Here is a 23,694-nt window from a genome sequence, read left to right as displayed (position 1 = left end):
TTCCGTTTGCGATTATACCGCTGTTGCTATCTAAACGCGTCAGAAACTGTGAATTCAAACCGATACTTCATCGTTAAAGTGTAAATAAATGTCAGCAAATTTAAACAAGCATTCCTAATGGCACTAAAACAACAATGATGCTCACTGTTCGCTTAGGAACGAAAAAAGCGCGCATAAAGCGCGCTTCATATATACTAAATGAATCTACATAAATACAGTGAGATTGACTCCGAATTCTCTAGGGGCACCCGCGCGAATTGTTTGATCACCTAACGTGCCTTCATAATTGCCTTGAATATAGAATTTATCTGTCAGGTTTTTAACGTAGGCATCAAGCTTGAAGTTATCCCCCATATAACCCGCTGTTAAATTGTAAATAGTTCGAGCATCCGTTTTAAACTCGTCACGATTTTCTTGATCACCAAACATCTCGCTCATGTAGTTCGCACTAGCGGTTGTGTAAATACGTTCAGTAATAAAGTAACTTGCCCCTATCGCAGCGGTATACTCTGGGCTATATGCAAATTGATTTCCTGAAAAATCACCTTCTGCTCCGACGTAATCTTTGAACTCCGTTCGCGCAATACCGAGGTTCGCAAACAGGCTCAGATCATGATTCACTTGATAGAAGCTTTCTAGCTCTAAGCCATATATTTCAGATTTACCAGCGTTTTCGGTATAACACACTTGTGTGCCCGACCCGATACAAATGTCCACTTGCTGATCTTTCCACTTGCCATAGTAAAGGTTGGCATTAGTAACAAGATCACCATCTAACCACTCAGAACGGAACGCTAATTCAAAATTATCCAAATATTCCGGTTCAAAACTATGGGTTTCGCCAGTCGCATCGATATCTGTCCCCCCTGAGCGATAGCCCCGCTTATAAAATGCGCTCACAGAGTGATCAAAATTGATTTGGTAACTTAAACCAACCTGCGGTAAAAATGCGAAATAAGACGTATCTTGCAAAGGCTGTGTCGTTGTACCAACTAAACTGCTTAAGTAGTCGTTAACTGGCTGAAGTGCTGGTACCGCTGGCAGAGCTAACCCTCCAACAATACTGCGCTCTTGAGACGATGGTGCAATCTCACTTTTTTCATAGTCATAGCGGAAACCAATCGAAGCTGTCCATTTCGGTGCAAACGTATAGTCCCACTCGGTAAAAAATGCCATATTCTGAATGGTTTTATCGTAAAAACTGTCCGTGTCCGCTTGTACAATATCTTGATATAACGGAAGGAATGCAGCCGGAACTTGTGCGGCTAAAAGTGAATGTAGCGAATAGAGCTCTAGTCGATTGGTGGAAATCTTTTGATTGATTTCAGTTAAATAGACACCTGTTACCCCTTGAACATTTTCGCTATCGTAATTAAAACGCAACTCCTGAGCGATATTCCTATCTTTAACATTGCGTGAAATTTGATTTCCAGTCAGATTAGGAATTCTGTCTGCGTCATCTATACGGTCATATTCGCCATCGAGGTACGACGTTATTGAATTCAGTGTCCATTGAGGAGTGAGATAATAGGTAAAATCAATAGCAGCCGTGAACCCTTGATAATCTTCATCGGCACGCACATCATCAAATGATTTACGGTTATCTAAAGGAACGCCGTTATCTGGATCAACAAAATAGATATCCTCGCCTTTTTCTGTCTCTACATATTGAGCCGTAAGATTAAGACTCCATCTATCACTCGGTTCCAAAAGTAGTTGAGCACGTACATTATTGTTGGTTCTTGCGTCGTATCTATCCGTATTGAACACATCACTTTCAATAAAGCCATCAGACTCATGGAATTGCCCAGTTAAACGAAATGCAGCATTCTCACCTATTGGCGCGTTAAACATGACATCAACAACTTCTCGTCCATAACTACCTGCGCCTAAGCGAAGAGCTGCATCATAATAACCCAATTCTGGTCGCTTTGATGTCACAACCACAGCACCAATTAGGGCATTTCTTCCTACATTTGTCGATTGGGGACCACGTAGTACTTCAATCTGCTCGACATCCCATACCTCTTTGTTCATGAATCGACTGGCATAACCGGTATACGCGACACCATCGACGTACAAGCTCCCCATTTCACCGGTTCCACCGCCGGTTGAAGCAGAGTTCTGCGACACACCGCGAATACCAAACACTTCACCAGACCCCATGTCATAGACGTTGGCTGTTACAGCAAAAGCTTCATTTAAATCACGAATTTCATATTGCTCAATGTCGTCATCAGTTAATACTGCAACACTCTCTTTAGTCTCTTGTATAGAGCGAGCAATCTTTTGACCTTGAACAACGATGACATCAGTCTCTGCATATTGCTGTTCTATTTCTTCTGCTGTCACACCGCCAGAAATAGCGGACATAACAGCTATCGCGGATAATGTTGGTTTCACGATAAGTCTCCTTTCTCTTAACTGTGAAAATTTTTATCGCGATACTAGAGCAATAATGCTAATGCGTGTAGTTATCAGTTACGTTAAATTTAACGGGTATTTATAAAATTTTAAGTAGCACGCAAATTTAGTTATACGAGTTACAATCATTATCATTTGCAATATCAATAAGGCTATGGATAATGACCATCGATAAAATTTAAACTCATCTATTAACTCTTAATGATTTTATAAATATTACGCAGGTAAAACGCAAACCGCATGTTTCAAGGAGAGAACAGTGGCTGTCGACACAATTTCTACGCCAGAAATAGACCCGGAAAATAAACCTACTGCAGCCAAGAAAAAAAAGAATAAAACAACGACCGCTGGCCGCGTTGCATTTCTTATTCATAGCTATATTGGTTTAAAACTGTCGATTATATTCTGTATTGTTCTATTGAGCGGTTCGTTGGCGGTATTTCACGAAGAAATTGATTGGTTGATATACTCAGAAAAGCGCGTCGAACCTCAACCTGAGCGACTGAATTCTGGTGAACTACTCGATATTCTTCAAGCTCGCTTCCCAGAATCCGGGTTATCTTCTTTCTATACTGCTTTTGATCGAGAAAGAAGCGCTGCAACCGCATTAAAGAGTACGGCTGGAGGTGGCTTTACCGTTGTGCATATCAACCCTTATAGTGGCGAATATAACGGCGAAACTGATTTCTTAACCGTTGGTAATTTCATCAGTATTTTACATACCAACCTATTTTTACCGCTTGTTGGTCGTGCATTTGTAAACTTTTTTGGTGTTCTGTGTCTAGTAGGTTTAGTCACTGGACTCATTGCCTATCGCCGATTTTGGCGACATTTCTTCACTCTTCCCCGTTATCGCGGGGTAAAGTTCCATCGTTTCTTAGCCGATTTACATAAATTCATTGGCTTGTGGTCACTCTGGTTTGTATTGATTATTGGGATCTCTGGCAGTTGGTGGTTCTATCACAACCCACTTGTTCTCTATAAGCTTGCTCCTCAGATCGTTGAGCAACCTCCTATTGAGCCGGGGTTATCTCGTCAAGATGTGAAAGCATTAGGTACGACAACCCCAACTAGATTGACTTCCGCACAAATAGTTTCTGCCGTGCAAAATTTCGACCCAGACTTTCAAGTCAGCATCCTGACGCCTCCCGGACATAGTGGCATGCTCTACTCAGTTCGAGGAACTAAGCGGGACTTACTGACCAGCCACTTTGATAGCACCTACTTTGTAAATCCATTCACCGGCGAAGTGATGGCTTCTCGACTGATGGAAAACGCCAGTATCGGCCAACGCTTTGATAAGGCGATGGACCCTTTGCATTACGGCACATTTGGTAATTCTGGTTGGAGCGATCTACTGGTCAAAACTATCTGGTTCATATTCGGTTTAGCAATGACTGCGCTCTCGATATCAGGGACCATCATCTTTTACAAACGAGCACGTTCTGCGGCATCACAATTAAAAAGAACGTCCATGCCCGAAGGCAAAAAACGCCTCCTTAAGATGTGGTACATCATCCGTCCATGGGGCGGACCAATGTCAGGTTTTAAATACCTAAATTGGGCTTTTGTTATCGTCATGTGCATCGGCATAAACATCGGCTTCAAGCTACAAAGCGAAGGGACCAGCAGTGGTGGTTTCCATTATACACAACAAACGGTTGGCGAGTGGAACGTCGGCCTTCAAGTCGTTCTCGGCCTTTTAGAGAAAGACCTCCACCCTATCGCGCCCGGTCGTCGAACTAATGTGAATGCGTTTGTCGAAGGTGACTTTTCCAAGATCAAATTTATTTATGTCGACTTTAAGAAACCCCGCTCGATGCGCGCACCAGGTTTCGTCATTCATGGTGTAACCGGTAACTTAGCCGCACATGTACGTGTGCCGAAAAAGCTCCAAGACGATGCAAAGCTGTGGATCACGATTGAAGATTGGCAAGGTAACTTCCATCAAACCGCTTGGCCACTGATGCCTGACGGCGTGAATACTATCGACAAACGTGCGACAGCACTCAATTAGACCAATACCGGAGGAATGATGCGCTTTCTAAAATCAATATTGCCTATTGGAATCGGCCTTGCCGTGGTGTCGGCGAGTAACTCTGTATTCGCACACTACCCTATTTTGGATTGCAAAGCGGATTCACAAAAGCAACTTGTCATTTGTGAAGCCAGTTTCTCTAACCGAGCAACTGCCCCCAACGTAATAATGGAAGTATTTTCTGAAGATGACGAGGTGGTGGCCAGTGGTCAGACAGATCAACAATCTATGTTCGAGTTTCCTTTGCCGGAGGGTATCTATTTCATTTTAATGGATGCAGGCCCCGGCCATGTGCTTGAAATCTCTAACGATGAAGTCACGCTTCTTTAGCAAGCCGTAAGGTTTTTAATAGATGGTAGTAAATTATAAAACTGAACGACAACACAAGACCCCAATTGCCTCCCAGCAATATTACGTTGAAGTCATATCCCCAACAGATGGCAAGTCTGAAGATAAATGGGTTGTCTGCTCAATAGGGTTGCTTTTCGTCATCGCATCATCACTGATGTATTGGCTATATGGTAGCAGTGAACAAGATAAGGTTACGGTACCTCAAGGTCTCCAGCATACCTTAACTCAACTGAGTAACGCCGCTGAAGAAATAGCAATAATTCAGCAAGCAATGGAGAAGAATCTCAGCTTAGTTGAACTCAGAGAGCTGGGTATTGAACCCTTTTCTCAACCGTTGCTATCCAATCTAGCCAGTGCAACTTGGTTACACCAGGATAGCTGTTACCTCGGAACGATAGAATTAACCAAGCAATCCTATCAGGTGCGACTGCTTTTAAATGAATCTAGTGAAAGAATAATTAGCTGGCGAGAACACGGTATCTCAGACACGAACACCGCGTGTAGCGATAGTTCCGATGACGATTGGCATCCAATTGGCATTGATTCGACGCTATCAAATCACAGTCACTAGTCGTGCTATTAGGAATTTGACTATGCATTTTAAAACGACATTACTCTTTACTCTGCTAACGTTTTTTTCAGCCCAAGCCACCGCGAAACTCAATGTAGGTATCACACTCCATCCCTATTATAGCTACGTAAAAAATATCGTCGGTGATAAAGCTATCGTTACCCCGTTAATTGAGGCAGGCTTTAATCCCCATGCTTATAAGCTATCTCCCGCAGACCTGACTCGCTTAAAATCCATGGATGCGATTGTTGTAAATGGTATCGGCCATGATCAGTTTGCTACTGAAGTCATTGAAACATTGAACCTACCAAACTTGGCGGTAATACAAGCCAACGCTCAAGTCGCGCTTATAAGTAAATCCGGCGGTGATGTACATAATCCACACACCTTTGTTTCTATTGATGCGGCGACTAGGCAAATCTACACCATCGCCAAACAACTGGGGAAACTCGACCCAGATAACCGAAAATACTACCTTGGCAACGCCATCAAATACGCGAAAAGCCTCCGCCAGATAAAGCATAATGCGCTGAAAGAGATATCAACTCTCGACTTATCACAGATTCAAATCGCCAGCACTCATGGGGCTTATGCATACCTATTGCAAGAGTTTGGTATGACAGTTTCAGCCGTAGTCGAACCCGCCCATGGCGTATCGCCAAGTGCATCTCAATTACAAGATACAATAAATAAAATCCGCGCTGCCAATGTACAAATATTATTCACCGAGCTCAACATGGCCAATCAATATGTCTCAGTAATAGAAAAAGAATCAGGAACACGACTATTTCCTTTCTCTCATATGACTTACGGTGAATATCGAGATGAGCTGTTTGAAGTCGATATGACACATAATCTCAACACATTAGTTGAGGCTCTAAAATATGCGTCTGAGAATCCAATATTATGAGAAGCAAATCTTTAGTTGCAACAAACATATCAGGTCCAAGTGTTCACCTTGAAAACATTAGTGTCGACGAAGGTAATCTGAAACTGCTTAATCAAGTTGATGTAATTTTTGAATCTGGCGGTTGGCATGCCATTCTAGGACCAAATGGCGGTGGAAAAAGCACCTTACTCAAAACCATTCTTGGTCAAAAGAATCATCAAGGTAGATTGACCATTCATTGGGCTCATGCACCGAACAAAACAAATAAAACCAAACAGCAAATTGGCTATTTGCCCCAGCTTATGCCATTTGATGCCAGTTTACCTATTTCCGTTAGAGACTATTTATTACTGAATTTGTCTCCAAAACCGATCTGGTTTAACCGTTCACTATCCGACCAAATTAAGCATGGATTGGTCAATCTGGGATTAGAGGAAAAACTTGGAAGAAAAATCGGCGATCTGTCCGGTGGCGAACGACAACGTTTAATGCTTTGTACGGCATTATTGCAAAAGCCGACGATTCTAATTCTCGATGAACCAATGACAGGGCTTGATAAACAAGGACGGGATGATTGCTTGCAACTGCTGAAACAGTTTCACCATGCTGGGGGAACAATCATTATGGTAGAGCACGACTGGCAAGTGGTTGAACAACATTGCGAACATATCTACTGGGTTGACAAACACCTCAAGAAAATTGATAGAGCGAGCGATTTCTTTCTTAAAAATGCCGCGATGTATCTAGCGCTCAATGCTTCCGATACATTCTATGAAACTTCAATACTTGAACTTAATGACAAGGCCTAAAGACGTATGATGAGGAATATCTATTCTCTGTTCAATGATTGGGTTGATCTTGGCTATTTGCCACAAATGTTCAGCTATGAATTTTTAATTAATGCCTTATTAGCAAGCTTAATGATTGGTCCTTTGTTAGGGTTACTAGGTACCTTGGTCGTAGTGAAGCGGCTGGCATTTCTTTCCGAAGCCGTTGGGCATAGTGTTTTAACTGGCGTAAGTATTGGAATTTTGATCGGAGAGCCGGCAACGTCACCACTCATCAGCCTATTTAGCTTTTCGATTCTTTTTGCTCTGGTATTGCAATGGGTTAAAGGTCGCTCGACAATACCTTATGACGCGCTCATTGGTGTCTTTCTCTCTTTCGCTCTCGCCGCAGGTGCCGCGTTGCTTCTCTATGTTGCCAAAAAGGTCAACGCCCATTTAATTGAGCAAGTAATGTTTGGCTCTATTCTGGTTGCTACAACGAATGATTTATTGATGCTGGCTGTGATATGTACTGGCGTAACACTACTGAGCTATTTCTATGGCAACCATGCTTACTTAGTTGCCATTTCCCCAGACATAGCCCATAGCCAACGCATTAATACTCGTCTGCATGACTACGCCTTTGTAATCTTAATTGCATTAATAACCGTGGCATCAGTGAAAATCATCGGGGCCGTATTAGTTGGTGCACTATTGCTGATCCCCGCAGCGAGTGCACGTTTGATTGCCAGCAATCTCAAACAGTTATTGATGTTATCAATACTCTTCTCGACCACAGCATCAGTAGCCGGTGTATTACTGCCTATGTATCTTCAGTGGCCGATATCAGCGGGACCAGCTATCACGCTCTTTGCCTGTGCATGGTTCTTACTAAGTTTGGTTAGCCGCCAATTAAAACTAAATGTTGCCTAGGAGATACCCATGAAATCGATACTCACCGTATTATTTGCCTGTACAGTATCCGCAATATCAACGTTAACCTATGCGATAACTAGCGAAGCGACAACTAGTGAACAAAGTAAAAAACTGACCATAGCCACCGCCATACCCGTTGTCGCAAGCATGCTTGAAGAACTTACCCAACAAACGCAAATAACGGTGCTATACGTGCCGCCAAACAAATACAGTGTCAAACGGATACCCGGCTGGTTAAAACGTCAAACTGTTGAGGCCTACCCTAGTGCGGATATCGTCGCGAGCATCTCATCGGTATGGTCAGATATTGATATTTACCCTGCGTTACGGAGTAAAAATATCGCCATTATTCCTGTCGATCTCGCCAACGCTTTAACTCCAGGCGGAGAACGAGTCGCTATAACCAAATTAGACGACGGCTCGATAGGTTATTTTTGGCTTAACCCATCCAATATGCAAATGATGCTAGGAATATTGCATAGAGATCTACAAGCGATACTGGCTCATAAACACCATGAAGATAAAGAGCAGTTACGGCTTAACTTTGCTCACATGAGTGCAAAGTTACGCAAGCAACAACTTGAACTAAACCAGCATCTCATTGACGGGATGTTTATGAATATTGTCGTCGACAAACCCGAGCTTATTGACTTAGGAGCAGTAACACTCGTTCCTCTCGCAAGTCGAGAACAAGCAATAGAAGATGAATTACCTACCCTGTTGATTACCAGTAAAAAACCATCTCATCGCTCTTTGCAAAACCTTCCTCAGAATATCGAAGTTTGGCATGTGGATGATTTTTCAAAATACAGCAAAGGCAGCTTAACTCAACGTTGGCAATCCATGCTAAATAAACTAGCCAAAATAAATGCCTCTACACAACTACAAGTAAAATAAGCGGATCACTCATTCCGCTTTAATTCATTTCATTCAAATGCTTGTGTGACCGAAATTAATACTGGTAGTTGTTCATCATTCAGTCCCTTGTTTAACTATTCGTACTTGAATGACTAAACTATAAAACCTCAAGTTAGATTGAGGTAAAGGGGTTTTTAAACAAATTTCCGTATTTCGCCATATCAAAGGCTATGCCGTGGATTGTTCTGATAAAGCTCGAGTTATTGAATAGTTACAACGTATCGTTTTCAAAACGCGCAGTACGCGCTTCGCTTAGCGTACAGGAAGTCAATTCCATCATCTCAGCTAAGGTGATGTTCGGATTGGTCTCTAACAGCTTAGCGAGTTGCTGTTCAATGGTTAAAGGAGGTTCAATTTGTGCCAACACGGCATCAAGTTTACCAATTGTAAACTTATGCTTGAGTGAATCTAACGATCTCAACGCCAACAACAGTGCATGAATCTGATGGTATTCACCGAATAACTGCCAGTTTCTCGAACGACGCACACGTTTCAATTCACAACCAAGTTCAGCCGCTAACTCTCGCGTCACGTTTGCTTGCTCTCGACCCACTCGATGAATAAATGATGGCAGTGAGACTGAGACTAGTTCGCTATCCATAGATCCTACCCAGAAAAAAACCGAGCACGAGGCTCGGTTTTTATTTCAATTTGAAATCTTATTCTGCAGAGTCTTCTGCAGAATCGTCCGCTTGAACATCTGAGTTTGCGTCAGCTTGAGTCGCTTCTGTTGCAACTACTTCGCCTTCTTCACCCTCTTCAATCAGCTCTGACTCTTCAATTTCGTCGATGCGCTGTAGACCTACCACTGACTCATCAGCAGCCGTACGGATCAGCGTAACACCTTGAGTATTACGACCAACCTGGCTAACTTCAGCAACGCGAGTACGAACAAGTGTACCTGCGTCAGTGATCATCATCATTTCATCGCCTTCTTCAACTTGAACAGCACCAACTACCGGGCCATTACGCTCTGAAACTTTGATTGAAACAACACCTTGAGTCGCACGGCCTTTGATTGGGTACTCAGCAAGCTCAGTTCGCTTACCGTAACCATTTTCCGTTACAGTCAAGATATCGCCTTCATTTGAAGGGACGATCAATGATACAACTTGGTCTTCGTCAGCAAGCTTCATACCGCGCACACCAGCAGCAGTACGGCCCATTGGACGAACTTTATCTTCGCTAAAGCGAACAACTTTACCCGCTTTAGAGAACAGCATGATATCGCTTTGACCATCAGTGATATCAACGCCGATTAGCGAATCATCATCACGAAGGTTTACTGCAATCAAACCGTTAGAACGTACGTTTGAGAATTGGTCTAGCGACGTTTTCTTAACGGTACCGTCACCGGTTGCCATAAAGATAAACTTATCCGCACTGAATTCTGAAACCGGCAGAATCGCAGTAATACGTTCACCTTCTTCTAGAGGAAGAATGTTAACGATCGGCTTACCGCGAGCAGTACGACTAGCTAATGGTAGCTGATATACTTTTAGTCGGTATGTCTTACCACGGGTAGAGAAACATAGGATGTTGTCATGAGTATTAGCAACAAGCAGACGCTCAATGTAATCCTCTTCCTTCATCTTAGTTGCACTCTTACCTTTACCACCACGACGTTGAGCTTCGTAGTCGCTTAGGATTTGGTACTTAACGTAACCTTCATGAGATAGCGTTACTACAACATCTTCACGTGCAATTAGCTCTTCCATGTCGATATCGTGGCTAGCTGCTGTGATTTCTGTACGACGTGCATCGCCGAAACCATCACGCACTGCTTCCAACTCTTCGCGAATAACTTCCATCAGACGCTCAGAGCTTGATAGGATGTACATTAGCTCTGCGATTTCTTCTAGCAGTACTTTGTACTCGTCAAGAATCTTCTCGTGCTCTAGACCGGTTAGCTTATGTAGGCGAAGATCTAGAATTGCTTGCGCTTGTTGTTCAGTCAGGAAGTATTGACCGTCACGGATACCGTACTGAGGCTCAAGCCACTCAGGGCGAGCAGCATCTGTACCAGCACGCTCAAGCATTGCTGCTACGTTACCAAGATCCCAACCACGAGCGATCAGACCTGCTTTTGCTTCAGCTGGAGTCGGCGCGTTACGGATCAAATCGATGATTTCATCGATGTTTGCTAGTGCTAGCGCCAAACCTTCAAGAAGGTGCGCACGTTCACGAGCTTTACGTAGTTCGTAAATAGTACGACGAGTCACCACTTCACGGCGGTGGTTAACGAAGCACTTCAACATCTCTTTTAGGTTAAAGAGTTTTGGCTGGCCATTATCTAGCGCAACCATGTTGATGCCGAATGTAGTTTGCAGCTGAGTCTGAGCGTAAAGGTTATTAAGAACCACTTCGCCCACAGCATCACGCTTACATTCGATTACAATACGCATACCATCTTTGTCAGACTCGTCGCGTAGTGCACTAATGCCTTCAACTTTCTTATCTTTAACCAGTTCTGCAATCTTCTCGATTAGACGAGCTTTGTTCACCTGATAAGGAATTTCGCTAACAATGATGGTCTCTTTACCATTCTTGTCTGCTTCGATTTCCGCTTTAGAACGCATGTAGATCTTACCGCGACCCGTTTTGTACGCGTCTACAATGCCTTTACGACCGCTAATCAATGCCGCCGTTGGGAAGTCAGGACCAGGGATGTATTCCATCAGCTCATCAATAGTGATCTCTTCATTATTGATGTAAGCCAAACAACCATCAATAACCTCACCAAGGTTATGTGGCGGAATGTTGGTCGCCATACCTACTGCGATACCAGAAGAACCGTTCACGAGTAAGTTTGGAACTTTAGTTGGAAGAACTGCAGGAATTTGTTCCGTACCGTCGTAGTTAGGTACGTAATCAACAGTCTCTTTATCTAAGTCAGCCAATAGTTCGTGTGCGATTTTCGACATACGAACTTCGGTGTAACGCATTGCTGCTGCTGAGTCGCCATCGATCGAGCCAAAGTTACCTTGACCGTCGACTAGCATGTAACGTAGTGAGAATGGCTGCGCCATACGTACGATAGTGTCGTACACAGCACTATCACCATGTGGGTGATATTTACCGATTACGTCGCCAACAACACGGGCAGATTTTTTATATGGTTTATTCCAATCGTTGCCTAATACATTCATCGCGAACAAAACGCGGCGGTGTACTGGTTTTAGGCCATCACGCACATCTGGAAGAGCACGACCCACGATTACTGACATCGCGTAGTCTAGGTACGAACCTCTAAGCTCGTCTTCAATGTTTACGGGCGTGATCTCTTTAGCTAAATCGCTCATAGAGCCATTATCCCTCTATTATCAGATCGTAAATACGATACGTGTAAGGTGCAAAAATATAACACACAAATCATCACTTCGGCATCACTTTCCCTCTCCTTTTATCAGGTTGTGAGGTCGGTTGTGAATCAACTGGCGACTATTTGCACATAACTTGCATACCACATTGAAAAATGGTCAATTTATCGCCACAACGCAGTTAAATAACCAATCATTTTGGAGAGGTTAGTATTTACCGTTATAATGCCAAGCGAAGTTTGCCAATTAGATAAATGGATTATGACAAAACAACAAAACGTAGATCCAAACGAGATCAAGAAGTTTGAAGAGATGGCTTCCCGTTGGTGGGACTTAGAAGGTGAATTTAAACCTCTTCACCAAATTAACCCACTCCGTCTTAACTATGTCTTAGACAATGCTGACGGTCTCTTTGGTAAAACCGTATTAGATGTGGGTTGTGGTGGTGGCATATTAGCTGAGAGTATGGCGAAAGAAGGCGCAATCGTCACTGGACTTGATATGGGTAAAGAACCATTAGAAGTCGCGCGTTTACACGCATTAGAAACTGGCACCAAGCTAACATACATTCAAAGCACCATCGAAGATCATGCTGAACTGCACCCTGCCCACTATGATGTCGTGACTTGTATGGAGATGCTTGAGCACGTACCTGACCCGCTTTCGGTTATCAAATCCTGTGCAGCTCTTGTTAAACCAGGTGGTCACGTTTTCTTCTCAACGCTGAACCGCAACATTAAATCATACCTGTTTGCAATTGTAGGCGCAGAAAAGCTACTAAAAATTGTCCCAGAAGGCACTCACGACCATGAAAAATTCATTCGCCCTTCTGAAATGATCAAAATGATCGATCAAACGGATCTTATTGAATACGGCATCACAGGGCTGCACTACAATCCGTTAACTGACAGCTATAAGCTAGGTCGAAATGTTGATGTCAATTACATCGTCCATACTCGCAAATTCTAACTTGGTCACACTTTAAACAATCAAAGGCGGTAGCACATGGTGCCCGCCTTTTTAAGGGCGTGCTTATCTCGAACAAAATTTAACCACGAAAGATATACGCGCCCTATTCAATTTGCACGATTTACGTGCGATAGATTCCATAATATACAGTGAGAAATAGGTTCCCTTTTTTTGTCTAAGATCAAGATATTTTTTTTTCATTGCGGTTAACAAAGAAGCAAACCAAAAAACCAACTTTTCTACACGCGCGCCACGCCTAATCTCATCGGTTAGTGTTTACTTACAGATTTTTTTTAATTAACCAGTTATCCACAGGAACTCCAAGATCTTCAGCTTGAAAAAAAACGCTGATAGCACTATCTTGTAACCCGCAAACCATATAACCCCTATATCTTGTGTTTGCACTATAATTAACAGATAGATTTTGATCGCAAAGCCAAAATATAATTTACAAGAATTACATAAAAATGCGGCTTTCATCAGTTTTGTTAGGGAAATGAATCAGAATGAAACAACAACTCACTGTCACTAAGCGTGATGGCCGAAAAGAAACTATTGATCTAGAGAAACTGCACCGTGTAATCACTTGGGCGGCAGAGGGTCTAGACAACGTTTCAGTATCGCAAGTAGAACTAAGAGCTCACATTCAGTTCTACGACGGTATTACTACATCCGACATTCACGAGACTATCATCAAGTCTGCAGCGGATCTGATATCTGAAGAAACTCCAGATTATCAGTACTTAGCAGCACGCTTGGCGGTATTCCACCTACGTAAGAAAGCTTATGGTCAATATGAGCCACCAGCGCTATACGATCATGTGTCACATTTGGTGGAAATGGGTAAGTATGACCAACACATTCTCGTAGATTACACCAAGGCTGAACTTGAAGAGCTTGATGCTTACATTCAGCACGACCGTGATCTTGATTTTTCTTACGCAGCGGTTAAGCAACTTGAAGGTAAATACTTCGTTCAAAACCGTGTGTCTGGCGAAATCTATGAAAGTGCGCAGTTCCTATACATTCTTGTAGCAGCATGTCTATTCGCGAAGTATCCGAAAGAGACGCGTCTTGACTACATCAAACGTTTCTACGATGCGACTTCAACATTCAAGATTTCTCTACCTACACCAATTATGTCTGGTGTACGTACCCCTACTCGTCAGTTCAGCTCGTGCGTACTGATCGAATGTGGTGACAGCCTTGATTCAATTAACGCAACAGCAAGCTCTATCGTGCGTTACGTTTCTCAACGCGCTGGTATCGGTATCAACGCTGGTCGTATTCGCGCATTGGGCTCTGAGATTCGCGGCGGTGAAGCATTCCACACTGGTTGTATTCCGTTCTACAAATACTTCCAAACAGCAGTAAAATGTTGTTCACAAGGTGGTGTTCGTGGCGGCGCTGCGACCGTGTTCTACCCAATGTGGCACGGTGAAGCGCGTTCACTATTAGTGCTAAAGAACAACCGCGGTGTAGAAGAAAACCGTGTTCGTCATATGGACTACGGTGTTCAGTTAAACAAACTGATGTACCAACGTTTAGTAGAAGGTGGCAACATCACCCTATTCTCACCATCAGATGTACCAGGACTTTACGATGCGTTCTTTGAGAACCAAGCTGAGTTCGAACGTCTGTACGTGAAATATGAGAACGATCCTTCAGTTAAGAAAGAAACCGTTAAAGCAATTGAAATGTTCTCTCTGCTTATGCAAGAGCGTGCTTCAACGGGTCGTATCTACATTCAAAACGTGGACCACTGTAACACTCACAGCCCATTTGATTCTGAAGTCGCACCGGTACGTCAATCAAACCTATGCTTAGAAATCGCTCTACCAACTAAACCACTGGTTAACGTTGAAGACGACTCAGGTGAGATTGCGCTATGTACACTTTCAGCATTCAACCTAGGTGCAATCAAAGAACTTGATGACCTAAAAGAGCTGTCTGAGCTGGTTGTTCGTGCACTAGATGCACTACTAGATTACCAAGACTACCCGCTTCCAGCGGCGTACAAGTCAACCATGAACCGCCGTACTCTAGGTGTCGGTGTCATCAACTTTGCCTACTACCTAGCGAAGCATGGCGTGAAATACTCTGATGGCAGCGCGAACGGTCTAACTCACCGTACGTTTGAAGCAATTCAATACCACCTATTGAAAGCGTCTGTGGAACTTGCGAAAGAGCAAGGTAAGTGTCCTCTGTTCAATGAAACGAACTACGCGAAAGGCCTATTACCTATCGACACTTACAAGAAAGACATCGACCTAATCTGTGATGAACCATTGCACTACGATTGGGATGAACTACGTAAAGAGATCATGGAACATGGTCTACGTAACTCGACACTGACTGCGCTAATGCCTTCTGAGACTTCATCTCAGATTTCAAACGCAACTAACGGTATCGAGCCACCACGTGGTTATGTTTCAGTGAAAGCGTCTAAAGACGGTATCTTGAAACAAGTTGTGCCGGATTTCGTTAACCTAAAAGACAACTACGAGTTGCTATGGAACATCGGTTCAAACGATGGTTACCTGCACCTAGTTGGTATTATGCAGAAGTTCGTAGACCAAGCTATTTCAGCGAACACTAACTACGACCCAAGTAGCTTTGAAAGTGGCAAAGTGCCTATGACTAAGTTGCTTAAAGACCTGCTCACTGCATACAAGTTTGGTGTAAAAACGCTTTACTACCATAACACTCGTGATGGTGCGAAAGACGATCAGAAAGATGCAGTTCAACCTGCTGATGACGATTGTGCAGGCGGCGGTTGTAAGATCTAATTTAGGTCTGAAGTCGAAAACACTTTTCTTTAACGAACATTTGCCCCTTGAGCTTCGAGGGGCTTAAAAGGAATTGAGGCATCATGGCTTACAGTACTTTTAACCAAAACAAAAATGACCAACTAAAAGAACCAATGTTCCTTGGTCAATCGGTTAACGTAGCGCGTTACGACCAGCAAAAATTTGAGATCTTTGAAAAGCTGATTGAAAAGCAGCTTTCTTTCTTCTGGCGCCCAGAAGAAGTCGATGTATCAAGCGATCGTATCGATTACAACAAGCTTCCAGATCATGAAAAGCACATTTTCATCTCGAACTTAAAATACCAAACGCTTTTGGATTCTATCCAAGGTCGTAGCCCGAACGTTGCCCTACTACCTCTAGTATCACTACCAGAGCTAGAAACGTGGATTGAAACTTGGTCATTCTCTGAGACGATTCACTCACGTTCATACACACACATTATTCGTAACATCGTCAACGATCCAGGCATCGTATTTGATGACATCGTTGAGAACGAGCACATCCTAAAGCGTGCTAAAGACATTGCTCACTACTACGATGACCTCATTCAGATGACCAATGACTACCATCGCTTAGGTGAAGGTACTCACATGATTGGTGACGAAGAAGTTAAGATCAGCCTATACGATCTGAAAAAGAAACTTTACGTGTGTCTAATGTCAGTCAACGCACTAGAAGCGATTCGTTTCTACGTAAGTTTTGCTTGTTCATTTGCATTCGCAGAGCGTGAGCTAATGGAAGGTAACGCGAAAATCATCAAGCTAATCGCTCGTGATGAAGCGCTACACCTGACTGGCACACAGCACATGATTAACTTGTTGCGTAACGGTCAAGATGACTTCTCATTCATGCAAGTGGCTGAAGAGTGTAAGCAAGAGTGTTTCGATCTATTCAAAGAAGCAGCTGAGCAAGAAAAAGAGTGGGCAGAATACCTATTCAAAGACGGCTCAATGATCGGTTTGAACAAAGACATTCTGTGCCAATACGTTGAGTACATCACCAACGTACGTATGCAAGCTGTTGGTCTACCAGCCGCTTACCCAGAAGCGACGTCTAACCCGATTCCTTGGATCAATGCTTGGTTGTCTTCAGACAATGTACAAGTTGCGCCTCAAGAAGCGGAGATTTCATCTTACCTCGTTGGTCAGATTGAAAGTGACGTTAAAGCAGACGACTTTAAGGACTTCGAACTTTAATGCCTAGCATCAAAATCAACGGTATCGTTAATATCGCTTCTAACCCAAGCAACACTCTACTGGAAACCATGGAGCAAGCTGGGATTGAAGTGGAGTACAATTGCCGAGACGGACACTGTGGCGCTTGTCGCTGCAAACTGAAGTCTGGTGATGTTGAATACGTTGGTTTTGCCATGGCTTATACTCAAGCAGACGAAATCTTACCTTGTATTACCCGTGCCAAGAGCGATGTTGAGCTCGAAGATGTGGTATATAAGCTCAAAGAGAAACGTGCTTAATCGAAGCTAGAAAGTAAAAGACCAGTCATTTGACTGGTCTTTTTCTATTTGGTCTCAGTGAAGTTTGTGGGGTTACGATACTTGGTTAAGAGGTGCGCCTGAAAGTAACTCATCTGCAGTACCCATAGAAATTGCTTTTCCTGCAATTTCTCGCCCACCATCATCAAACAATGACAAGCGAAAGCCCATACTTTGAGAAGGTTCACTTTCTTCTGGCGCTTTTCGCCACAGTGAGTGCACATCGTAATGGCTTGAGTTAAATGCCTCGCCTAACACTACCTTTTGACTCGCTACTTGATACCAAACCAAAATCTTAGACTGCTGAAACATACCACCCTCCTTGTGCGTTTCTGCCCAGACTTTTAGTTTAAGATCTATTTTCCAAAGATCCTGTATCAATTTGAAGAATCTTAATTAATAGATTAGATATCATACACATAGCACTTAGAAGATTTTCGTATAAGCACAAACAGAACTCAGTTCGTCGTGCAATAAGTGAATAAGATCAACCAAGTACACTTCTAGGAACATGTATCTCTTTTTCTCGTTTCAATGAACTGTAACTAGCGAACATAGAGTTGTTAGATAGATAACGACGCAGCATGTCGGCACAAACCGTGGTGATCAATGTCTGTTGATCCTCTGCAGTAAAACGTCGATTAAACGTTAATACCTGCCCCCATTCTCCTTCTGGAGCCGCGATCGCTACAGCAAAAGTGTTTTCAACTAAATGGCCCGACACAATAGCAATTTCCGTTGAACACTTGTCTTTAGTGGCGCCAGCAAGAGCCAGAGTTTCAGCCAAAATATCAGCTTCGCTGACGCCTACATTCACCTTGCCGCCTAAAACCCAGCCATGACCACAATATTCATGCGCGTTTGGATTGGAATGGAGCCAGTTGGCTAAACTGCCGTGAGTTGAACGCTCGGCTAAAGAAATAGAAAGTTTTCTTTCCGCAATTAATTGTCCCACATGGTCTGACATCGGCTGATCAATACTGACAACATTTGGCTCGATTAGCTTGAAAATAAGCTGCATCAGTTTAAGGCGGGTATCTAAATCATCTTTCGGGCCAAACAGCTTAACTTCAATGTATGGCAGATAAGAACGATAACCCAGTTGGTAACCTTGTGGCAGTTGCAGTTTATCCAGTTTATCAGACAGTCCAGACTCGGAGGTTCCAAAGGTATAGATTTTAGCGCAATCAAGCCCTTCAACATTGACATAGAGGCGTTGTAAATCCGGTACGATTTGCTCGCTAACCATGCGCTTAAACTCACTTGGCACGCCAGGGGTGAAATAAAATAGGCAATCATTAATGTGCATTTTAAAGCCGCATGCGGTACCAATCGGGTTATCAATTAAGGTTGATCCCGCTGGTAACATCGCTTGTTTGCGATTGCTCTCTGGCATACTCATATTGCGCGAAGCAAAAAACTGCTGCAAGCGCTCAAGCCACAGAGCGGACAACTCCAAATCAACTTCTGCCGCCGTTGCCGCCGCTTCGGTACTTAAATCATCACTTGTTGGGCCTAAGCCACCATTAACTACGACAACATCACAGTTAAAACTGAGCATAAGCAACTCTTCAACCAAACCATTAAACGTATCACCTACGGTTGAACGTTTCGTTAAAGGAAAACCTTGTTGGAAGAATAATTCTGATAACCATGAAGCATTCGTATCGACGATATCGCCATGCAAAACTTCTTCGCCTGTACTTAACATTGCGATTTTCAACATAATTTCCTTTTCGCAGAAAGTTGATATCCAGCAGATTTCCGCAACCTATCGCTATTTATTTCAATTTGGTTGACTACACTAAGTAAAACACGGAATGAGTTGTCTCTAGCCTCAGCCAACAATAATAACGATGGAGCGCGTTGTGCTTAAAAGACGTTTTGCCACTTTGGCTTTTTCTATTTCGCTATCTACCGGCGCTGTGTGCAGCGACCTAGAGCCATTGCATACCATTAACTTTGATGATCACAGTGTAATCAGTCCTGAAGCTCGCTTCTACTCTTTTCAAGACTTTAACGCATTAAATAGTGACGAAAACGGGCTAGATCTCGATTCACCGCCACGTTACCTACAAATTTCTACCGAGCCCGATTTTGAGTATCTCAAAGAGCAGACTTATACCATTCTAGGATTGAGCGTAGTGACTGTTGGCTTGATGACATTGCTACCTGAGTCAATTACCAAGTGGGACGATGATGACCGCAGCGTCTCTAACCTTGGGCAAAAGTGGCTGGACAACGTCAAGGAAGGGCCCGTTTGGGATCGTGACGAACATTTTCTGAATTACATTATGCACCCCTATTTTGGTGGCGTTTACTACACCGCTGCTCGTCATGCTGGCTATGATGAGTTCGATTCATTCCTCTACTCTGCATTCCTTTCTACATTTTTCTGGGAATATGGGGTCGAAGCTTTTGCAGAAGTGCCATCATGGCAAGACTTGTTCATCACTCCATTCTTTGGCTCGGTAGTCGGTGAGTTAATGTTTGAAGCTGAGCAGGATATTGTCGCCAATGGCGGTCAAGTGTGGGGGTCAGATTCAATGGGCAGCGTGACGCTCTTCTTTCTTAATCCTGTCGGGCACATCCATGGTTGGGTCACTGATGCGTGGGGCGGAAGCGCCAGTTTAAGTTACAGTAGTCAGCCCTGGTTCGGCAACCAAGAAGCGGCTCAATTTGCCCTTGATGCTGGTGCTGACTATGACCAAGTATTTTATGGCGTCGAATTAGAAATCTCTTTTTAAAACGTTTACTTACTATACAGATACCATTTTGTGCTCAAGGTTTGATTCTTTAGGTATGGTTGACGGATTAGGTCAAAAAATTGATCAAGATCAAACCGGATAATACTCTGAGTTCTACACTTAATCTAAAGCAAAACAAAAATCTTTATCATATTTGCTTAGTACACTTGTCCTTCGCAATGCATTCAGGAGGCATCATATGACGACTACTTTCATCGTAAACTTTGTCGGAAAAGCGTCACCTTCCACAATTAAAAAACTCGCCGCGGTCACCCACGAAAATGGTGGTAAATGGTTAATCAGTAAAGTGAATTTTATTGAAGACCAAGTAGCCGCTGTTATCAAAGTGGAACTGCCTAGTGAGAATGCAGATCTGGTTAAACAAGCATTCAAAGATCAACCTAACTTATTGGTTCAGGTTATTGACTCTGGTGCACACCAACACTGCGCTGACACCATCTTCCAAATTCGTCTCGATGCCAATGATCGTGCTGGTATCGTGAATGAAATCACCCACCTACTCGACAATCAAGGTATCGATATCCTTGATATGGATTGCCAACGTGTATTTATCGCAGGTGGAGGCGGCGTGAGTTCAAGCCTGTTTACTTCGCAGATTGCACTGCGATTACCTAGAGAAGTTCAAATCGAAGATGTGGTCAAAGAGCTAGAATCACTGAGCGAAGATACGCGCGTGGTTCTCCAGCAATAACGAAGCCACGATATAACGTTTCTGAGTAACCAAACAAAGCCCGCTTTCGCGGGCTTTTAAGTACAAACTAGAATCTAACTGACGCCCCACTGTGAAAGCGAGCGCTTAAAGTCTGAATACTCAAACTCGTTCAGCTTTTCAACCTCACCACTGCTGCGTTGACAGAAGACTGAAGGCATACGCAAACCATTGAACCAGTTTAGCTTAACCATGGTGTAACCGGCACTATCGAGAATGTGTAACCTCTGACCAATCTCTAAAGGCTGTGCAAAGCTCGCTTCGCAAAACTGGTCGCCCGCCAAGCACGAACATGACCCAATCACATATTGGTGATCACCCACTTCGCTTGCTTCGAGAATCGACGCAGGTTCGTTATAGATAAGTGTATCAAGACGATGCGCCTCGGTTGCTGAATCAACAATCGCAGTCTTTTTCACGTTCTCTACGATATCCACGACCGTAACCACAAGATCGGTCGTTTTAGTAATGATCGCTTCACCAGGCTCAAGATACATTTGTACCCCATGCTTTCGCGAAAACGCTTTCAAGGCTAACCCCAACTTCTCGATATCATAGCCTTGCCAAGTAAAGAAGACGCCCCCGCCCATACTGACCCAGTCAAGCTTATCGAGATAGTCGCCAAACTGTACCGAAATAGCGTCAAGTAAGGCGATAAACGCATCGACGTCTTTGTTCTCACAGTTCATGTGAAACATCACACCATCAATGGTATCAAACACTTGCGGTTTAATATGGTCAGCTTGAACACCGAGACGCGAAAACTGACGCGCCGGGTTAGCAAGATCTTGTCCGGCGTAACTAACCCCCGGATTGAGACGCAAGCCAATCGACGCTTTGCCTTCGACAATATGGCGATAAGCGTTAAGTTGCGATTGCGAATTAAAAATCATCTTATCGCAAATATCGACCACTTCACGTACATCATCTTCACTGTAACCAACGCTATAGGCGTGAGTTTCCCCACCAAAGGTTTCATAACCCAGTTTCACCTCAAACGGGCCAGAACTGGTGGTACCATCAAGGTATGGTTTTATGATGTCAAACACGCCCCAAGTTGAAAAACACTTCAGAGCCAACACCAGTTTCACACCGGAAATCTCTTTCAGCTGCTTTGCCTTTTCAAGATTTTCAATCAACTTATCTTCGTTGATCATAAAATAAGGCGTTTTTAATTCACTATGCTGCATACAAACCTTTTCTTACTGTGGCTTATTCAATTCCACACGTTGTCATTCTGGATGACCTACCCACCACTCTTGTCATTCCGGATTATGCCGTAGGCATAAGTCCGGAATCCCTCAGTTTAACAAGATTCCGCATCTCGCTCGTTCCTCGCTGTGCGGAATGACAAACCATTGCTTAAGCTAATAAATAACTAACCTTGTCATTCCGGAGCATGCCGTAGGCATAAGTCCGGAATCTCTCAGTTAAACAAGATCCCGCATCACACGCGTTACGCGCAACACGGAATGGCAAGTTATTACTTCAGCTTATGAATCAACGGTTGACCCGGTTCAAGCTCTTGAACATCCCAATCGAGACCAATCGACGGCATGGTTTCTAGGAATGGGTCTGGATCGAGTTGCTCCATATTGAACACGCCCTTATCCGCCCACTCACCACGGAAGAACTGCAACGCGGCTGTAATCGCTGGCACACCTGTAGTGTACGAAATGGCTTGATGCTCTACATCTTCATATGCCACTTCATGATCCGCATTGTTGTAGATAAACACACTACGCTGCTTACCATCTTTTCGGCCTTGCACCCAAGTACCAATACAGGTCTTACCGGTATAGCCTGGTGCAAGTGACGTTGGATCCGGTAGTAATGCTTTAAGTACATGCAACGGTTGTACAACCGTACCATCATGCAAAGTTAGCGGATCTGGGCTCAATAGACCGATATCACGCATAACATTGAAGTAATTTAGGTAGCGGTCACCAAAGCCCATCCAAAACTCGATACGTTTAGCTGGAATAAACTCCTGCATCGAGCGTACTTCATCGTGCGCCATTGAGTAGACTTTATGTGTGCCACAATTTGGGAAATCAAATTCCAACATACGTGAGTGACATGGCACCTGTTTCCACTGCCCTTCTTCCCAGTAGAATGAGTCCCCTTGGATCTCCAGCATATTGGTTTCTGGGTCAAAGTTTGTCGCAAACTTCTTACCATGGTCACCCGCATTCACATCCATCACGTCAATCGTGTCGATTTCATCAAATAGATGTTTGACCGCATAAGCGGCAAATACTGAAACCACACCTGGATCGAAGCCCGCGCCCAAAATGCCCGTGATGCCCGCTTGCTCAAACTTTTCACGATAGCCCCACTGCCAATCGTAAGCTTGTGGTACTTGCTGACCTTCGCTGCACAGATCCACTGCAACCGATGTATCTAAGTACGACACTTTCGCTTGGTAGCACGCTTCCATGATTGAGATGTTTACCCAAGGAGGACCGGCATTAATCACTAAGTCAGGCTGAACTTCCTTAATTAAAGCAACCAGTGCGTCGACGTCGTCAGCATTGACTGTACGCGCCTGAAGTTTCTTCGAACCATCTTTAAGGTTATTTTTCTTATCAATCGATTCGATGATCTTCTCACACTTAACCAATGTACGTGATGCAATAGTAATATCACCTAACACATCATTGTTTTGCGCCGCTTTATGTGCGACTACCCAACCAACACCACCAGCACCAATTTGTAGAATTGCCATTGTT

The 23,694-nt window shown here is 43.6% G+C and carries 20 protein-coding genes; 13 read left to right on the top strand and 7 right to left on the bottom strand.

Annotated elements, in window-relative coordinates; all coding sequences use genetic code 11:
• Nucleotides 1–204: 204 nt before the first annotated feature.
• Nucleotides 205–2,403, bottom strand: a complete 2,199-nt coding sequence (locus IRQ95_RS03550) for a TonB-dependent receptor domain-containing protein (protein WP_194435624.1) — start codon at nt 2,401–2,403, stop codon at nt 205–207.
• A 280-nt stretch (nt 2,404–2,683) separates the two neighbouring features.
• Between IRQ95_RS03550 and IRQ95_RS03545 the strand changes: the two genes are divergently transcribed.
• The 7 genes from IRQ95_RS03545 to IRQ95_RS03515 are packed head-to-tail and all read left to right on the top strand — an operon-like array spanning nt 2,684 to nt 8,873.
• Nucleotides 2,684–4,441 carry a PepSY domain-containing protein gene (locus IRQ95_RS03545; RefSeq protein ID WP_194435623.1) on the top strand — a complete coding sequence of 586 codons (1,758 nt, stop codon included), beginning with the start codon at nt 2,684–2,686 and terminating at the stop codon, nt 4,439–4,441.
• A gap of 18 nt (nt 4,442–4,459) precedes the next feature.
• The gene (locus IRQ95_RS03540) at nt 4,460–4,792 is read left to right on the top strand and encodes a hypothetical protein (protein WP_194435622.1); all 333 of its coding nucleotides are present in this window, start codon (nt 4,460–4,462) and stop codon (nt 4,790–4,792) included.
• Between the two features lie 22 nt (nt 4,793–4,814).
• Nucleotides 4,815–5,384, top strand: coding sequence for a DUF6162 family protein (locus IRQ95_RS03535; RefSeq protein WP_194435621.1), 570 nt, complete (start codon nt 4,815–4,817; stop codon nt 5,382–5,384).
• 22 nt (nt 5,385–5,406) lie between these two features.
• Nucleotides 5,407–6,294 carry a metal ABC transporter solute-binding protein, Zn/Mn family gene (locus IRQ95_RS03530; protein ID WP_194435620.1) on the top strand — a complete coding sequence of 296 codons (888 nt, stop codon included), beginning with the start codon at nt 5,407–5,409 and terminating at the stop codon, nt 6,292–6,294.
• Nucleotides 6,291–7,082 (top strand): metal ABC transporter ATP-binding protein, encoded by a 792-nt coding sequence (locus tag IRQ95_RS03525; protein WP_194435619.1) that lies wholly within the window; start codon nt 6,291–6,293, stop codon nt 7,080–7,082. Before IRQ95_RS03530 ends, IRQ95_RS03525 begins: the two co-directional genes overlap by 4 nt.
• Nucleotides 7,083–7,088: 6 nt before the next feature.
• Nucleotides 7,089–7,973 (top strand): metal ABC transporter permease, encoded by an 885-nt coding sequence (locus IRQ95_RS03520; RefSeq protein ID WP_194435618.1) that lies wholly within the window; start codon nt 7,089–7,091, stop codon nt 7,971–7,973.
• A 9-nt stretch (nt 7,974–7,982) separates the two neighbouring features.
• Nucleotides 7,983–8,873 carry a hypothetical protein gene (locus IRQ95_RS03515; protein WP_194435617.1) on the top strand — a complete coding sequence of 297 codons (891 nt, stop codon included), beginning with the start codon at nt 7,983–7,985 and terminating at the stop codon, nt 8,871–8,873.
• Nucleotides 8,874–9,105: 232 nt separating this feature from the next.
• Here IRQ95_RS03515 and IRQ95_RS03510 read toward each other — a convergent pair whose 3' ends face one another.
• Both IRQ95_RS03510 and gyrA read right to left on the bottom strand, forming a co-directional pair.
• The gene (locus IRQ95_RS03510; protein ID WP_194435616.1) at nt 9,106–9,495 is read right to left on the bottom strand and encodes a ribosome recycling factor family protein; all 390 of its coding nucleotides are present in this window, start codon (nt 9,493–9,495) and stop codon (nt 9,106–9,108) included.
• 58 nt (nt 9,496–9,553) lie between these two features.
• Nucleotides 9,554–12,196, bottom strand: a complete 2,643-nt coding sequence (gyrA, locus tag IRQ95_RS03505) for a DNA gyrase subunit A (RefSeq protein WP_194435615.1) — start codon at nt 12,194–12,196, stop codon at nt 9,554–9,556.
• A 279-nt stretch (nt 12,197–12,475) separates the two neighbouring features.
• Between gyrA and ubiG the strand changes: the two genes are divergently transcribed.
• The 4 genes from ubiG (at nt 12,476) to yfaE (ending at nt 17,467) form a co-directional block, all read left to right on the top strand.
• A complete protein-coding gene (gene ubiG / locus IRQ95_RS03500; RefSeq protein ID WP_194435614.1) occupies nt 12,476–13,183 on the top strand; it encodes a bifunctional 2-polyprenyl-6-hydroxyphenol methylase/3-demethylubiquinol 3-O-methyltransferase UbiG in 708 nt (235 codons plus the stop codon).
• A 506-nt stretch (nt 13,184–13,689) separates the two neighbouring features.
• The gene (nrdA, locus tag IRQ95_RS03495; protein WP_194435613.1) at nt 13,690–15,972 is read left to right on the top strand and encodes a class 1a ribonucleoside-diphosphate reductase subunit alpha; all 2,283 of its coding nucleotides are present in this window, start codon (nt 13,690–13,692) and stop codon (nt 15,970–15,972) included.
• 83 nt (nt 15,973–16,055) lie between these two features.
• Nucleotides 16,056–17,189 carry a class Ia ribonucleoside-diphosphate reductase subunit beta gene (gene nrdB, locus IRQ95_RS03490; RefSeq protein WP_194435612.1) on the top strand — a complete coding sequence of 378 codons (1,134 nt, stop codon included), beginning with the start codon at nt 16,056–16,058 and terminating at the stop codon, nt 17,187–17,189.
• Nucleotides 17,189–17,467, top strand: coding sequence for a class I ribonucleotide reductase maintenance protein YfaE (yfaE, locus tag IRQ95_RS03485; protein ID WP_194435611.1), 279 nt, complete (start codon nt 17,189–17,191; stop codon nt 17,465–17,467). The genes nrdB and yfaE overlap by 1 nt, the downstream gene beginning before the upstream one ends.
• Nucleotides 17,468–17,539: 72 nt before the next feature.
• Here yfaE and IRQ95_RS03480 read toward each other — a convergent pair whose 3' ends face one another.
• Complete coding sequence (locus IRQ95_RS03480; RefSeq protein ID WP_194435610.1) at nt 17,540–17,797, bottom strand: 30S ribosomal protein S6 modification protein; 258 nt, start codon at nt 17,795–17,797, stop codon at nt 17,540–17,542.
• A 175-nt stretch (nt 17,798–17,972) separates the two neighbouring features.
• Nucleotides 17,973–19,211 (bottom strand): CinA family nicotinamide mononucleotide deamidase-related protein, encoded by a 1,239-nt coding sequence (locus IRQ95_RS03475; RefSeq protein ID WP_194435609.1) that lies wholly within the window; start codon nt 19,209–19,211, stop codon nt 17,973–17,975.
• 142 nt (nt 19,212–19,353) lie between these two features.
• Between IRQ95_RS03475 and IRQ95_RS03470 the strand changes: the two genes are divergently transcribed.
• A complete protein-coding gene (locus tag IRQ95_RS03470; protein WP_431358046.1) occupies nt 19,354–20,232 on the top strand; it encodes a DUF3943 domain-containing protein in 879 nt (292 codons plus the stop codon).
• A gap of 199 nt (nt 20,233–20,431) precedes the next feature.
• A complete protein-coding gene (locus IRQ95_RS03465; protein ID WP_194435607.1) occupies nt 20,432–20,944 on the top strand; it encodes a glycine cleavage system transcriptional repressor in 513 nt (170 codons plus the stop codon).
• A 74-nt stretch (nt 20,945–21,018) separates the two neighbouring features.
• Here the strand turns inward: IRQ95_RS03465 and nspC are convergent, their stop codons facing one another.
• The gene (nspC, locus tag IRQ95_RS03460; protein WP_194435606.1) at nt 21,019–22,152 is read right to left on the bottom strand and encodes a carboxynorspermidine decarboxylase; all 1,134 of its coding nucleotides are present in this window, start codon (nt 22,150–22,152) and stop codon (nt 21,019–21,021) included.
• 293 nt (nt 22,153–22,445) lie between these two features.
• Nucleotides 22,446–23,690: a carboxynorspermidine synthase gene (locus tag IRQ95_RS03455; RefSeq protein ID WP_194435605.1), complete on the bottom strand. Its 1,245-nt coding sequence runs from the start codon at nt 23,688–23,690 to the stop codon at nt 22,446–22,448.
• Nucleotides 23,691–23,694 lie beyond the last annotated feature (4 nt).

Origin of the sequence: Vibrio fluminensis (assembly GCF_015278125.1) — a bacterium.
Classification (GTDB): Bacteria; Pseudomonadota; Gammaproteobacteria; order Enterobacterales; family Vibrionaceae; genus Vibrio; species Vibrio fluminensis.
The sequence above is the reverse complement of the archived record's forward strand: the minus strand, read 5'-3'. Positions and strand labels throughout refer to the sequence as shown.